The sequence below is a fragment of the Serratia sp. KH_031 genome, assembly GCF_057839655.1.
Genome location: NZ_CM174496.1, coordinates 310,976 through 326,042, shown reverse-complemented (window position 1 = coordinate 326,042; position 15,067 = coordinate 310,976). Strand labels below are relative to the sequence as shown.

At 51.0% G+C, this 15,067-nt stretch carries 11 protein-coding genes and 1 riboswitch; of the genes, 8 read left to right on the top strand and 3 right to left on the bottom strand.

Annotated features, from left to right (window positions below; genetic code table 11):
* Positions 1-3: 3 nt before the first annotated feature.
* Together hemE and nudC are read right to left on the bottom strand one after the other, a co-directional pair.
* Entirely contained in the window at positions 4-1,068 is a 1,065-nt protein-coding gene (hemE, locus tag AC3ISQ_RS01455) for a uroporphyrinogen decarboxylase (protein ID WP_489350220.1), read from the bottom strand.
* Between the two features lie 37 nt (positions 1,069-1,105).
* On the bottom strand, positions 1,106-1,873 hold the full coding sequence (gene nudC / locus AC3ISQ_RS01450) for an NAD(+) diphosphatase (protein ID WP_489350219.1): 768 nt from the start codon (positions 1,871-1,873) through the stop codon (positions 1,106-1,108).
* 99 nt (positions 1,874-1,972) lie between these two features.
* On the opposite strand from nudC, the gene rsd reads away from it, so the two are divergent.
* The 8 genes from rsd (at position 1,973) to AC3ISQ_RS01410 (ending at position 10,745) form a co-directional block, all read left to right on the top strand.
* Positions 1,973-2,458 (top strand): sigma D regulator, encoded by a 486-nt coding sequence (gene rsd / locus AC3ISQ_RS01445; protein WP_489350218.1) that lies wholly within the window; start codon positions 1,973-1,975, stop codon positions 2,456-2,458.
* Positions 2,459-2,504: 46 nt separating this feature from the next.
* Positions 2,505-2,623: riboswitch (TPP riboswitch) on the top strand.
* Between the two features lie 109 nt (positions 2,624-2,732).
* Positions 2,733-4,673, top strand: a complete 1,941-nt coding sequence (thiC, locus tag AC3ISQ_RS01440; RefSeq protein WP_489350217.1) for a phosphomethylpyrimidine synthase ThiC — start codon at positions 2,733-2,735, stop codon at positions 4,671-4,673.
* Entirely contained in the window at positions 4,666-5,316 is a 651-nt protein-coding gene (gene thiE, locus AC3ISQ_RS01435; RefSeq protein WP_489350216.1) for a thiamine phosphate synthase, read from the top strand. The genes thiC and thiE overlap by 8 nt, the downstream gene beginning before the upstream one ends.
* Entirely contained in the window at positions 5,309-6,058 is a 750-nt protein-coding gene (locus AC3ISQ_RS01430) for a HesA/MoeB/ThiF family protein (protein ID WP_489350215.1), read from the top strand. Before thiE ends, AC3ISQ_RS01430 begins: the two co-directional genes overlap by 8 nt.
* Entirely contained in the window at positions 6,055-6,255 is a 201-nt protein-coding gene (thiS, locus tag AC3ISQ_RS01425; RefSeq protein ID WP_489350214.1) for a sulfur carrier protein ThiS, read from the top strand. Before AC3ISQ_RS01430 ends, thiS begins: the two co-directional genes overlap by 4 nt.
* A 1-nt stretch (position 6,256) precedes the next feature.
* Entirely contained in the window at positions 6,257-7,036 is a 780-nt protein-coding gene (locus AC3ISQ_RS01420; RefSeq protein WP_489350213.1) for a thiazole synthase, read from the top strand.
* A complete protein-coding gene (gene thiH / locus AC3ISQ_RS01415; protein ID WP_489350212.1) occupies positions 7,036-8,169 on the top strand; it encodes a 2-iminoacetate synthase ThiH in 1,134 nt (377 codons plus the stop codon). The genes AC3ISQ_RS01420 and thiH overlap by 1 nt, the downstream gene beginning before the upstream one ends.
* A 521-nt stretch (positions 8,170-8,690) precedes the next feature.
* Positions 8,691-10,745 (top strand): glycoside hydrolase family 18 protein, encoded by a 2,055-nt coding sequence (locus AC3ISQ_RS01410; RefSeq protein WP_489350211.1) that lies wholly within the window; start codon positions 8,691-8,693, stop codon positions 10,743-10,745.
* Positions 10,746-10,838: 93 nt separating this feature from the next.
* On the opposite strand, the gene rpoC is transcribed toward AC3ISQ_RS01410, so the two are convergent.
* Entirely contained in the window at positions 10,839-15,062 is a 4,224-nt protein-coding gene (rpoC, locus tag AC3ISQ_RS01405; protein ID WP_489350210.1) for a DNA-directed RNA polymerase subunit beta', read from the bottom strand.
* Between the last annotated feature and the right edge of the window lie 5 nt (positions 15,063-15,067).

Sequence of the window (15,067 nt, the reverse complement as noted above, 5' to 3'; positions counted from 1 at the left end):
TCCTTATTTGTGGTATTTAGCGGACAACGCGTGTACCGCCTCCACAAAAGCACCGGCATTTTCTGGCGGTACATCCTGATGAATACCGTGCCCAAGGTTGAAGACATGACCTTCACCTTGCCCAAAACCAGCCAAAATGGTTTCGACTTCCTGACCGATACGTTCTGGGGATGCGTACAGCATGGAAGGGTCCATGTTGCCTTGCAGTGCAACCTTATCACCTACGCGACGACGCGCATCGGCAATATCGGTTGTCCAATCAAGGCCGAGCGCATCACAACCGGTCGCGGCCATTGCCTCCAGCCACTGACCGCCACCTTTGGTAAATAGCGTCACCGGTACACGGCGCCCCTCATTTTCACGCAATAGGCCATCAACGATTTTATGCATGTAATGCAGCGAGAACTCGCGGTAATCACGGCCAGTCAATACACCGCCCCAAGTATCGAATACCATCACCGACTGAGCACCGGCTTTGATTTGTGCATTGAGATACAAGATCACGCTGTCTGCCAGTTTATCCAGCAACAGATGCAGCGTCTGTGGTTCGGCATACATCATTTTTTTCAGCTTGGTGAAGGCTTTGCTGCTACCACCTTCCACCATATAGGTCGCCAATGTCCACGGGCTGCCGGAGAAACCAATCAGCGGCACTGCGCCTTTCAGCTCTCGACGGATGGTACGCACCGCGTTCATCACATAGCCCAATTCATCTTCTGGATCGAAGGCTGGCAACTTCTCTACATCGGCACGACAAGTAATAGGGGAAGAAAAACGTGGACCTTCGCCGGTTTCGAAATAGAGCCCCAACCCCATTGCATCAGGGATGGTGAGGATGTCAGAGAACAGAATCGCCGCGTCCAGCGCATAGCGGCGCAGCGGTTGCAATGTGACTTCGCAGGCCAATTCAGCATTCTTGCACAACGACATAAAGTCGCCAGCTTCGGCACGAGTGGCTTTATATTCAGGCAAATAACGACCGGCCTGACGCATCATCCATACTGGGGTCACATCTACCGGCTGGCGCAACAGCGCACGCAGATAACGATCGTTCTTCAACTCATTCATTGATTTGGCTCCATGATTCAACTCGCGCCATTGTACATTATTCTGCCCGGCACAGCGCCACCGTGTCTTCGATCAACCGCCGCGCGACCGTACCCGGCGGTGGCAGCAACGGCAATTGATCGTAACGATACCAACCGGCGTTCAGTAGCTCTTTCGGATCGTGGCAGATCTCACCGCGATGATAGTCGGCCATAAAGGCCATCATCAATGAGTGTGGGAACGGCCAAGGCTGCGAGGTGACATAGCGCAGGTTTTTGATTTCAATATTGCTTTCTTCCATCACTTCACGCGCGACGGCCTGTTCCAGCGTTTCACCGACTTCGACGAATCCAGCCAGCACGGTATGAATACCACCGCGATGCCGCACATGTTGCGCCAGCAGAATTTTGTCATCGCGGCGAATAGCGACGATGACACAAGGGGCGATTTGCGGATAATAACGTTCGCGACAGTTACCGCACAGGCAGGCGTTTTCGGTGCGGCTTAGGTGCATTTCATGACCACAGTAGCCACAAAATTTATGGGAGCGATAGAAGTCCGCCAGTTGCACACCGCGTCCTGCGAGTTGGAATAAGCCGCGATCCAGATCTAGCACTTGTCTGACCGAGCCCATTTCATTCGGCATAGCTTGGCGTACCAACCAGACCGCAGAACCTTCCCATTCACCAATCTGTCGAGCCGCTTTTCCCGTCAGTGCGAATTGATCGGCGCTACCCAATGGCAATTCACCATTCGGTAACCAAAGTTTGCTTTCATGGCTGACGATCCACCAGCCATATTCATTACCTGTTAATGCAAGTTCCATATCGTTGTTGCACAACCTCAGCTTCACTGGCAATCTAGGAATGGTATTTGTTACATTTTCACAACTTATCGTTACTTTTTCTTACTTACGGAGTCAATCATGCTCAACCGATTGGACGGCCTGACTCAGCGCGTTGGTGGTAGTAATGACTTAGTTGACCAATGGCTGCAAGCTCGAAAACAGTTACTGGTCGCCTATTGCAGCTTGGTGGGTATCAAACCGAATAAAGAAAAGCATACGCCGCTAAATGAAAAAGCGCTGGAGAACTTTTGCCATAATCTGGTGGATTACCTGTCTACCGGACATTTTCACTGTTATGACAAGATTATCAAGCAGGTAGAAAGCGCTTCCAGTCAGAAAATGAGTTTGGCGGTCAATGTTTATCCCAAATTGTGGGCCAATACCGAAAAGATTATGGCCTTCCACGACCACTATACCAATGTCGAAATCGACGATGATTTATGTCTGGAACTCAATCAGGCACTGTCAAACATCGGTGAAACGCTGGCGGCTCGCTTCACTTTAGAGGATAAGCTGATCCAGTTGGCAGAGGAAACTTGGCAACCGAATAGCGCTACCGGTTAAGCAAGTTAAAATTTTGTAGTTTTTTTTATTTCCCCTCCTATACTGGAGGCTCTTGTCGGAGTGCCTAGTGCTAACTTTTAAGCTAGCCAGGCTGAGACCGTTAATTCGGGATCCGCGGAACCTGATCGGGTTAGTACCCGCGAAGGGAACAAGAGTAATCAATTACCACAGACAAAGTGCATCACCGCAGTTTGTCTTGCTGGTCACCATCGTTACTCCCGCCAAGCTCCAGACAAGCAATTTTCCCAACTCACCACACTGGTAGGAATTTGCTATGTCTAATATGAATAATGTCCGTCCCCGCAAGCAACAACGTGAAGACGCTCAGCAGTTTATCAATACTCTACAAGGTGTTGTTTTCCCTAACTCCCGTCGTATCTACCTTGAAGGTTCACGCAGTGACATACAGGTGCCAATGCGTGAGATCCAACTTAGCCCGACGCTGATCGGCGGCAGCAAAGACAACCCGCAATACGAACCTAACGAAGCCATTCCAATCTATGACACCGCGGGATCGTATGGCGATCCGCAAGCCAAATTGGACGTTCACGCCGGGTTAGCCAAACTACGCGCTGACTGGATTATCGAACGTAACGATACCGAAACCTTAAACAGCGTCAGTTCCGGCTTCACCCAGCAACGTCTGGCGGATGAAGGTTTAGATCATTTGCGGTTTGAACATTTGCCACAGCCACGTAAAGCGCAGGCCGGTAAGTGCGTCACCCAATTGCACTACGCACGTGCAGGCATCGTCACACCGGAAATGGAGTTCATCGCCATCCGTGAAAATATGGGGCGTGAGCGCATTCGTGGCGAAGTACTGCGTCAGCAGCATCCAGGGCAAGCCTGGGGCGCTAATCTGCCGGAAAATATCACGCCGGAATTTGTCCGAGCCGAAGTCGCCGCCGGGCGCGCCATTATTCCTGCGAATATTAATCACCCCGAATCTGAACCGATGATCATCGGCCGTAACTTCTTGGTGAAGGTTAACGCCAATATTGGCAACTCGGCGGTGACCTCTTCGATCGAAGAAGAAGTCGAGAAACTGGTGTGGTCAACGCGTTGGGGCGCGGATACCGTGATGGATTTATCGACTGGCCGCTATATTCACGAAACCCGCGAATGGATCCTACGTAATAGCCCAGTACCAATCGGCACCGTACCTATCTATCAGGCGTTGGAAAAAGTCAACGGCGTGGCGGAAAACCTAACTTGGGAAATGTTCCGCGATACCTTGCTGGAACAGGCCGAACAAGGCGTCGACTACTTCACTATTCATGCGGGTGTGTTGTTGCGTTACGTACCGATGACCGCCAAACGCCTAACCGGTATTGTATCGCGCGGCGGTTCGATCATGGCGAAATGGTGCCTGTCGCATCATCAGGAAAACTTCCTCTATCAGCATTTCCGTGAAATTTGTGAAATCTGCGCCGCCTATGATGTCTCGCTGTCGTTGGGTGATGGCCTGCGCCCCGGCTCAATTCAGGATGCCAACGATGAAGCTCAATTCGCTGAACTACACACGCTGGGTGAACTGACCAAGATCGCCTGGGAGTATGACGTACAGGTGATGATCGAAGGCCCCGGTCACGTGCCAATGCAGATGATCCGCCGCAACATGACTGAAGAGTTGGAGCACTGCCACGAAGCACCATTTTATACTTTAGGACCATTGACCACCGATATCGCCCCGGGCTACGACCATTTCACTTCTGGCATCGGTGCCGCAATGATTGGCTGGTTCGGCTGTGCGATGTTGTGTTACGTGACGCCGAAAGAGCATCTCGGCTTGCCGAACAAAGAGGACGTCAAACAAGGGCTGATCACCTACAAGATCGCCGCACACGCTGCCGATCTGGCAAAAGGTCATCCGGGTGCGCAAATCCGCGATAACGCCATGTCGAAAGCTCGTTTCGAATTCCGTTGGGAAGATCAATTCAATTTGGCACTCGATCCTGCCACTGCCCGCACCTATCACGATGAAACTCTGCCGCAAGAATCCGGCAAAATCGCCCATTTCTGTTCAATGTGCGGGCCGAAGTTCTGCTCGATGAAAATCTCACAGGAAGTGCGCGACTACGCTGCTGCACAAGAAGCGGCCAAGCCGATCGAAGTGCTTTCCGGTATGGAGCAGATGTCAGCGGAGTTTCGCTCACGCGGCAGTGAGCTCTATCACAGTGCTACCGCGCTACAAGGGGAAGAGAATAATGGCTGATATCACGACGCCCTTCCCCGCTACGCCGCACCGACTGGGGCTGTATCCGGTAGTGGATAGCGTGCTTTGGATCGAACGCCTGCTGGATGCAGGCGTTACCACCCTCCAACTGCGCATCAAAGATCTCCCTGAAGAGCAGGTGGAAGCAGATATTCTTGCCGCCATCACATTAGGTAAAAAATATCACGCCCGCCTGTTTATCAATGATTACTGGCGATTGGCGATCAAATACGAAGCCTATGGTGTCCACCTCGGACAAGAAGATTTGCAAACCACCGACCTGACCGCGATTCATCAAGCCGGACTGCGTTTAGGTGTTTCCACTCATGACGACGTAGAACTGGCACGCGCTATCGCGGTGAAACCTTCCTATATCGCCATTGGCCACATCTTCCCAACGCAAACTAAAGACATGCCTTCAGCACCTCAAGGCGTCGCTGAACTGACGCGTCATGTCGCTGGATTAAATGATTATCCGACCGTGGCGATCGGTGGGATCAGCCTCGATCGGGTACCGGCGGTATTAGCCTCTGGCGTTGGCAGCATCGCCGTCGTCAGCGCCATTACCAAAGCCACCGACTGGCGTGCCGCCACTGCACAATTGCTGCAACTGATTGAAGGCAAGGAGTTCTCACATGCTTAACGATCAGGAGTTTTTGCGCTATAGCCGCCAGTTGCTGCTAGAAGATGTCGGCTCCGAAGGTCAGGAGCAGTTGAAGCAATCCTGCGTATTAATCGTTGGTCTGGGAGGACTGGGTTCCCCCGCCGCACTGTATCTGGCTGCTGCGGGTGTGGGTAATTTGCTATTAGCCGATGATGACAAACTGCATATCACCAATCTGCAACGTCAGATTCTGTATCGCACTGCAGATGTTCCGCACAGCAAGGCGCAATTGGCGCAACGACAGTTACAGGCGTTGAATCCACTGGTGGAATCCATCGCGCTGGAACAACGACTACAAGGTAATTTGTTGACTGATGCCGTCGCCCGCGCCGATTTGGTGTTGGATTGCAGCGACAACATGGCAACCCGTCATGCGGTCAATGTCACCTGTGTCGCAGCTAAAAAGCCGTTAATCAGCGGCAGTGCCGTCGGTTTTAGCGGTCAGCTACTGGTGATTGAGCCGCCGTATATTCAGGGTTGCTACGCCTGTTTATATCCAGAACAAACCGAGCCACAACGCAACTGTCGCACCGCTGGGGTACTTGGCCCTGTCGTTGGCGTGATCGGCACATTACAAGCGCTCGAGGCAATCAAAATGCTGGCGGGAATGCCCTCTTCATTGAGCGGAAAACTGCGCCTGTTTGATGGTAAACAGCAAAGTTGGAGCACCTTGCAACTAAGTCGAGCGAACTCCTGCCCCGTTTGTGGAGGCAGCGCATGAAAATCATGCTGAATGATCAACCATTAGAGCTGGCAGAGTCACTCAGCGTGACAGCGTTGTTGGATCAACTGGAACGCCACCAGCCGGGCACCGCCTTGGCGATCAATCAAACCATCATTCCTCGCACCGAATGGAATCACCGCTTAGTGCAAGACGGTGATGACATTCTGTTATTTCAAGCGATTGCCGGAGGCTGACATGCTGAAAATCGCCGATACCACCTTCACCTCGCGCTTATTCACTGGCACAGGTAAATTCGCCACGCCGGAATTGATGCTAGACGCGTTACAGGCTTCTGGATCACAACTGGTGACAATGGCGATGAAACGCGTCGATCTGCGCGGTGGCAATGATGCCATTCTGGCACCACTGCAAAAACTAGGCGTAAAGTTACTGCCTAATACTTCCGGTGCCAAAAACGCGACTGAAGCAGTATTCGCCGCCAAGTTAGCCCGTGAAGCACTCGGTACGCATTGGCTAAAACTGGAAATTCACCCGGATGTGAAATACCTACTGCCAGATCCGATTGAAACACTGAAGGCGGCGGAAATCTTGGTTAAGGAAGGTTTTGTCGTTCTGCCATACTGCGGTGCCGATCCTGTGTTATGCAAACGTTTGGAGGAAGTCGGTTGCGCGGCAGTGATGCCACTCGGCGCACCGATCGGCTCTAACCGAGGTCTACGCACCCGTGATTTCCTAGAGATTATTATCGAACAGGCCAAAGTACCGGTGGTGATCGATGCCGGTATCGGCGCTCCCAGCCACGCATTAGAGGCAATGGAACTCGGCGCCGATGCGGTGTTGGTCAATACCGCTATCGCCGTCGCTCGCGATCCAATACAAATGGCTAACGCGTTCCGCATGGCTCTGGAGGCTGGAGAACTAGCACGTAACGCCGGATTAGGTAGCAGTCAACGCGTAGCCATCGCTTCCAGCCCACTGACCGCGTTCCTCAGTCAGTCTGAAGGAGCTGTCTGATGAGCGATGATTTCAGTAGCCGCTGGCAGCAATTAGACTGGGATGATATTTCGCTGCGTATCAACAGTAAAACTGCCCGCGACGTAGAACTGGCACTGAATGCAGAGAAGCTAACGCGTGAAGATTTTATGGCGTTGATCTCACCTGCAGCAGCTTCTTATCTCGAACCGTTAGCACAACGAGCCCAACAGTTAACTCGTCAACGTTTCGGCAATGTAGTCAGTTTCTACGTGCCGCTGTATCTCTCCAATTTGTGCGCCAACGACTGCACCTACTGTGGTTTTTCCATGAGCAACCGTATTAAGCGCAAAACGTTGGACGAAGATGAGATCGAGCGCGAGTGTGCGGCGATTAAGGCGTTAGGTTTTGAGCACTTGCTGCTGGTCACAGGAGAACACCAAACCAAAGTTGGCATGGACTATTTCCGCCAGCATATCCCGCAGATCCGCCGTCATTTCAGTTCGTTGATGATGGAAGTACAACCGCTGACACAGGAGGAATACGCCGAGCTGAAAACCTTAGGGTTGGACGCGGTCATGGTGTATCAAGAAACTTATCACCCTGCGACCTATGCTCAACACCATTTGCGTGGCCAGAAACAGGATTTTCATTGGCGATTGGCGACCCCAGATCGTTTAGGTCGCGCCGGGATCGACAAGATCGGCCTCGGTGCATTGATCGGGCTCTCCAACAGTTGGCGTACTGACTGCTATATGTTGGCGGAACATTTGTTCTATCTGCAACAAACCTATTGGCAAACGCGCTATTCGATTTCGTTCCCACGCTTGCGCCCTTGCGCTGGCGGTATCGAACCCGCATCGCTGATGAGCGAACCCCAGTTGATGCAGCTCATTTGTGCTTTCCGTTTGTTTGCGCCCGACGTCGAACTTTCACTTTCCACGCGTGAATCTCCGTTCTTCCGCGATCATATGATCCCAGTGGCAATCAATAGCGTCAGCGCAGGTTCGAAAACTCAGCCAGGTGGTTATGCCGATGATGTGCCACCAGAGTTGGAACAGTTCGAACCACATGATGGCCGCAGCCCGCAACTGGTGGCGCAAGCAGTCAGTCGTTCTGGCCTGCAACCGGTATGGAAAGATTGGGACGATTATTTGGGACGCTCTACGCAATAAATTGCAACGGTTACAGCGTGATAGAGAAATCGTTGGAAAGGTTACGCAAGATGAAAAAGTGGCACTGGAGTGAAAAAATCACCTCGCTATAGTGGCGAGGTTGGTTATCGGTACCGAGACTGACCAGGGTCTTTTTTCTCAGTGGCCCTGCTTACCAAACACCGGGACGTACGAAGACTGGTCGTACGCTCCCGGTATCTCATTATTTCTCATTGTATATATACCCTAAATAATTGGAGTTGCATTGAGGCGGCAAGCGAATAAATCCCCAGGAGCTTACTCCAGTAAGTGACTGGGGTGCGTGAGCGTAGCCAACAAAGATGCAGCTTCAAGTATGACGGGTATATATCCGGACAAGAGAAAGCCAAAATCACTGACATCCCATCAATAAACCTCAATATACCCTCATAATACTCATACTAAATTTATTTATATATTGTGATTTTATCATTTCGCTCTCTCAACCTATTCTGCGCTGGCCGTAACCAAGAAATTTCAAAATAATATAAGAGAGAGAAATCATGACAGATAGCAAATTAATTACCCAAGATTCACTCAGTGAACAATGCTATAAATCCGATGGATTCAATCCAGCAACTGAAGTGGAAAATTATAGCTATACTTCAGGCCGGGTTAAAAAGAATGTTTATAATAAGTACAATACGCAAAACAAACCTAAGGTATTTGGTTATTATACCGATTGGTCTCAATACGATGGTCGCCTTGATGGTTTAATGGATAAACCCAATCGTGGTCGCGGTATTGATCTAGCCACCCTATCCCCAACCGCCTACGATAAATTGATTATCGGTTTTCTCGGTATTGTCGGCGATCAAGGAGAAAAAGCAGCCACGATTAATACTGCCGCCAGCCAAACCAATAAAGTCCAAGATGAACCCACCTTCCTCGATCCTTGGGGTGATTTCCAATCCTCACGAAACTGTAACGTCCCTTCCGGCTGGGTCGATATTCAACCCGCAACAGTGACGCAAGAACAATCAAAAGGTGTGATCGGCGGTTTGCGGGAACTCCAGAAACAAGCTAAGTCACAAGACCACGATCTGGTTCTGTCCATGAGCATAGGTGGTTGGACCATGAGTAATGGTTTCCACAACATGTCAAAATCCGACAGTCGCCGTAAAACTTTTGCTGCTGGCGTGGTGAAACTGTTCAAACAGTTCCCGATGTTCAGCGAAGTAGATATTGATTGGGAATACCCAAATAACCCAGGCAACAATAATCCATATGGCCCAGAAGATGGTGATAATTATGTTCTGCTGATGAAAGAATTGCGTAGTCAGTTGGATAAAGCCGGGCGCAATGATGTGAAAATCAGTATTGCCAGTTCGGCGGTTGTCGAAACATTAGGTTATTCAAACGTTAAGCAATTACTGGATGCAGGTTTATATGCAATCAACGTAATGACTTATGATTTCTTTGGTACACCTTGGGCAACAGAATTAACTCACCAAACCAACCTGCTGCCACTAAAAACGGCTGGTTGGAGTGTGGACTCCGTAGTGAATTACCTGATCAGTGAGGGTTTCCCATCGGATCGAATCAACATCGGTTATGCCGCCTATTCCCGCAATGGCAGAAATACCCAAATCGAAACATTCTCACCGCTGAAAGGAACTTATTCTCCAGGCCAAGGAACTACAACCGGCACCTTCGAATCAGGTTGTAGTGAATGGTACGATATTATTTATAATTATCTGGATTTAGAAAATAAGCAGGGTCGTAATGGTTTTAATGTTTATACCGATAAAATCGCTGATGCTGATTATTTGTATAACCCGCAGAGCAAACTGTTTATGTCCTTTGACACCCCGCGGGCGGTTAAAGCCAAAGGTGAGTATGCAGTGAAGCATCAATTAGGTGGCGTTTTTACCTGGACCATTGAGCAGGACAACGGTGTGCTGGTGAATGCTGCCCGTGAAGGTTTAGGCTGTACAATCCAAAACAAAGTCATCGATATGGCTCCGTTCTACTTCGAGGGGATCAACATCACTGGTGATGTACCAGCGCCAACACCAGAACCGATCCCAACCCCAGAAAATCAACCACCAAAAGGTAATATTGCTCTGCAAGTGATGAGTGGTTCGGTCGTGCAACTTTCAGCCGAAGGTTCAACCGACGCCGAGGGCGATCCCCTGAGTTATGAGTGGACGGTACCAACCGGTATCACAGCAAATAGTAACACCGCTGCGGTATTGGAGTTTACTGCTCCAACGGTGACCGCTACGACACGCTTCACCTTTAGCCTAATAGTTAAAGACAGTAAAGGTGCCTCGTCAGCCAGTGTGAGCTATTCACTCAAGGTTGCGCCAACCAGCACTCCGGTACCCGTTCCTGAACCGACACCGGAACCAACACCAACACCAACACCAACACCAACGCCAACGCCTCAGCCATCCGGCGATTATCCACAATGGCAGGCCAGCGTGGCTTATAACAGCAATGAAAAAGTCAGTTGGAAAGGGAAAAACTACCAAGCTCAATGGTGGACAAAAGGAGACGAACCGGGTACTACCTCAGGAACTGGTGAAGGTAAACCTTGGAAAATCATTCAATAATTAACTGCTTTTAATGCAAAAAAAACCGCTCCCACTAAGGGGGAGCGGTTTATCTGGTTAGCTAAGGGCGCATAATCACGCCCTATTCAACGATTACTCGTCGTCGCTACCACCCAAGCCTGCATTCAACAGTTCGGCCAGGTTAGCAGTCGCTTCTTCCGCGCTCACTTGCGGAACAACCGGTGTTTCGCCCTGTGCACGACGACGCATACGATCCTGATGATAAGCGTAACCGGTACCGGCTGGGATCAGACGGCCAACGATAACGTTCTCTTTCAGACCGCGCAGTTCATCACGCTTACCGGCAACTGCCGCTTCGGTGAGAACACGCGTCGTTTCTTGGAACGATGCAGCGGAGATGAAGGACTCAGTTGCCAAGGATGCCTTGGTGATACCCAGCAGATCGCGCGAGAAGGTTGCTTCGATTTTACCTTCAGCTGCCAGCTGACGGTTAGCAATCTTGACGCGAGACACTTCAGCCTGCTCGCCTTCCAGGAACTCAGTGCCACCAGCGCTAACGATGGTGCCTTTACGCAGCATCTGACGAACGATAACTTCGATGTGCTTATCGTTAATCTTAACGCCTTGCAGACGGTAAACTTCCTGCACTTCGTTGGTGATGTAGCGAGTAACCGCATGCACACCACGCAGACGCAGAATGTCATGTGGAGATTCTGGGCCGTCAGAAACAACGTCACCACGTTCCACAATTTCGCCTTCAAACACGTTGAGCTGACGCCATTTCGGAATCATTTCTTCGTAAGCATCGCTGCCGTCCAGTGGAGAGATGACCAAGCGACGCTTGCCTTTGGTCTCTTTACCGAACGAGATGATCCCGCTGATTTCAGCCAAGATTGCAGGTTCTTTCGGACGACGTGCTTCGAACAGATCCGCAACGCGTGGCAGACCACCTGTAATATCCTTGGTACCGCCGGATTCCTGTGGAATACGCGCCAAGGTGTCACCTGCACCAATCTGGATACCATCTTCCAGCTGTACAATCGCTTTACCTGGCAGGAAGTACTGAGCAGCCATGTCGGTGCCTGGGATCAGTACGTCGTCGCCTTTGGCATCAACGATTTTCAGTGCCGGACGCAGGTCTTTACCACTACCGGTACGCTCTGCGCTGTCCAAGACTACCAGTGAAGACAAACCGGTCAGTTCGTCGGTCTGACGAGTAATGGTCTGGCCGTCAACCATGTCGGCGAAGCGGATGAAACCACTCACTTCACTGACAACTGGCATGATGTGCGGATCCCAGTTAGCAACGGTTTCGCCGCCGTTAACTTCTGCACCGTCACCTTTGCCCATCACCGCACCGTAAGGCACTTTATAGCTTTCTTTGGTACGACCGAATTCGTCGATCAGTTTCAGCTCGGTGTTACGAGAGGTAATAACCAGCTTGCCCGCAGCGTTCATAACGAACTTCACGTTGCTCAGCTTCAGCGTACCCTTGTTTTTCACCTGAATGCTGGATTCTGCCGCCGCACGAGATGCCGCACCACCGATGTGGAACGTACGCATCGTCAGCTGAGTACCCGGCTCACCGATGGACTGTGCTGCGATAACACCGATGGCTTCACCTTTGTTGATGATGTGACCACGTGCCAGATCGCGACCATAGCAGTTGGCGCACACGCCGAAGTCGGTTTCACAGCTAACGACGGAACGGACTTTAACGCTGTCGACAGAGTTCTCTTCCAACAGGTCACACGTCTTCTCGTTCAACAGGGTGTTACGTGGCACCAAGATATCAGCCGTACCCGGCTTGATGATATCTTCTGCAGTCACACGACCCAGAACACGTTCACGCAGTGGCTCTTTAACGTCACCACCTTCGATAACCGGAGTCATCATGATGCCGTTGTGAGTACCACAGTCGTCTTCAGTCACTACCAGATCCTGTGCCACGTCAACCAGACGACGGGTCAGATAACCGGAGTTTGCTGTTTTCAATGCGGTATCCGCCAAACCTTTACGAGCACCGTGCGTGGAGATGAAGTACTGGAGTACGTTCAGACCTTCACGGAAGTTCGCAGTGATTGGCGTTTCAATGATCGAACCGTCTGGTTTCGCCATCAGGCCACGCATACCGGCCAACTGACGAATCTGAGCGGCAGAACCACGAGCACCGGAGTCGGCCATCATAAAGATGCTGTTGAAGGAAACTTGTTGTTCCACAACACCGTCACGGTTAACCACGTCTTCAACCGACAGGTTTTCCATCATCGCCTTGGCAACACGTTCGTTAGCCGCGGCCCAGATATCGATCACTTTGTTATAACGTTCGCCAGCGGTTACCAGACCAGATTGGAACTGTTCCTGGATCTCAGCAACTTCGGTTTCCGCTTCTTCAATGATTTCAGCTTTCTTAGCTGGGATCACCATATCATCGATACCGACAGATGCACCTGAACGGGCTGCATAAGCAAAACCGGTGTACATGATCTGGTCAGCAAAGATAACGGTCGGCTTCAGACCCATGATGCGGTAACAAGTGTTCAGCATCTTGGAGATCGCTTTTTTGCCCAAAGGCTGGTTAACGATCGAGTAAGGCAGACCTTTTGGTACGATCATCCACAGGATGGCGCGACCAATGGTGGTATCAATAATGGTGGTCTGGTGAATGGATTCACCTTCGGTATTCTTGATCTCTTCTGTGATACGCACTTTAACGCGTGCATGCAGAGAGGCCAAACCGGCGCGGTAAACACGTTCAGCTTCTTTAGGGCCCGTCAGAACCATGCCTTCGCCTTTAGCGTTAACACAGTCGCGAGTCATATAGTACAGACCCAATACAACGTCCTGAGAAGGAACGATAATTGGCTCACCGTTCGCTGGAGACAGGATGTTGTTGGTAGACATCATCAACGCACGCGCTTCCAACTGGGCTTCCAGTGTCAACGGTACGTGAACAGCCATTTGGTCACCATCGAAGTCGGCGTTATAGGCCGCACAAACCAACGGGTGCAGCTGAATAGCTTTACCTTCGATCAGTACTGGCTCAAATGCCTGGATACCCAAACGGTGCAGAGTCGGTGCACGGTTCAGCAGTACTGGGTGTTCGCGGATCACTTCGTCCAAAATGTCCCATACTACTGCTTCTTCACGCTCAACCATCTTCTTAGCGGCTTTGATGGTGGTGGCCAAGCCACGCAGTTCCAACTTACCGTAGATGAAAGGTTTGAACAGCTCCAGTGCCATTTTCTTCGGCAGACCGCACTGATGCAGACGCAGGTATGGACCTACGGTGATTACAGAACGACCAGAGTAGTCAACACGCTTACCGAGCAAGTTCTGACGGAAACGACCTTGCTTACCTTTGATCATATCGGCCAAAGATTTCAGAGGGCGTTTGTTAGAACCGGTGATCGCACGACCGCGACGGCCGTTATCCAGCAACGCATCGACCGCTTCTTGCAACATACGTTTTTCGTTACGCACGATGATGTCCGGCGCAGCCAGATCCAACAGGCGTTTCAAACGGTTGTTACGGTTGATCACGCGGCGATACAGATCGTTCAGATCGGAAGTCGCGAAACGGCCACCATCCAGTGGAACCAGCGGACGCAGATCCGGTGGCAATACTGGCAGCACGGTCAGGATCATCCACTCTGGCTTGTTGCCAGACTGTACGAACGCTTCCAGCAGCTTGATACGCTTGGTCAGCTTCTTACGCTTGGTTTCGGAGTTGGTTTCGTTCAGCTCTTCACGCAGCTGCTCGCACTCAGCTTCCAGATCCATGTTTTTCAACAGAGCCTGAATAGCTTCCGCACCCATCTTGGCGTCGAATTCATCACCAAACTCTTCAAGCGCGTCCAGATACTGCTCTTCAGTCAGGATCTGACGACGCTCGAGGTTGGTCATACCGCCTTCAACAACCACATAGGATTCGAAGTACAGTACGCGTTCGATGTCACGCAGTGGCATATCTAGCAGTAAACCGATGCGAGATGGCAGCGATTTCAGGAACCAGATGTGCGCAGTTGGAGAAGCTAGTTCGATGTGACCCATACGCTCACGGCGCACTTTAGTCTGGGTTACTTCAACGCCGCACTTCTCACAAATGACACCACGGTGCTTCAAGCGCTTGTACTTACCGCACAGGCACTCGTAGTCTTTTACCGGCCCAAAGATACGGGCGCAGAAAAGGCCATCACGCTCAGGTTTGAACGTACGGTAGTTAATGGTTTCCGGCTTCTTAACTTCACCGAACGACCACGAACGGATCATGTCTGGCGATGCCAGAGCAATCTTGATCGCATCAAACTCTTCGGTCTTAGTTTGCGCTTTCAGAAACTTCAATAAGTCTTTCACGGATT

Bases quoted from the DNA above. Each gene is read 5' to 3' on its own strand.
- hemE (WP_489350220.1), bottom strand. From the start codon at position 1,068: ATGAATGAGTTGAAGAACGATCGTTATCTGCGTGCGCTGTTGCGCCAG.
- nudC (WP_489350219.1), bottom strand. From the start codon at position 1,873: ATGGAACTTGCATTAACAGGTAATGAATATGGCTGGTGGATCGTCAGC.
- rsd (WP_489350218.1), top strand. From the start codon at position 1,973: ATGCTCAACCGATTGGACGGCCTGACTCAGCGCGTTGGTGGTAGTAAT.
- thiC (WP_489350217.1), top strand. From the start codon at position 2,733: ATGTCTAATATGAATAATGTCCGTCCCCGCAAGCAACAACGTGAAGAC.
- thiE (WP_489350216.1), top strand. From the start codon at position 4,666: ATGGCTGATATCACGACGCCCTTCCCCGCTACGCCGCACCGACTGGGG.
- AC3ISQ_RS01430 (WP_489350215.1), top strand. From the start codon at position 5,309: ATGCTTAACGATCAGGAGTTTTTGCGCTATAGCCGCCAGTTGCTGCTA.
- thiS (WP_489350214.1), top strand. From the start codon at position 6,055: ATGAAAATCATGCTGAATGATCAACCATTAGAGCTGGCAGAGTCACTC.
- AC3ISQ_RS01420 (WP_489350213.1), top strand. From the start codon at position 6,257: ATGCTGAAAATCGCCGATACCACCTTCACCTCGCGCTTATTCACTGGC.
- thiH (WP_489350212.1), top strand. From the start codon at position 7,036: ATGAGCGATGATTTCAGTAGCCGCTGGCAGCAATTAGACTGGGATGAT.
- AC3ISQ_RS01410 (WP_489350211.1), top strand. From the start codon at position 8,691: ATGACAGATAGCAAATTAATTACCCAAGATTCACTCAGTGAACAATGC.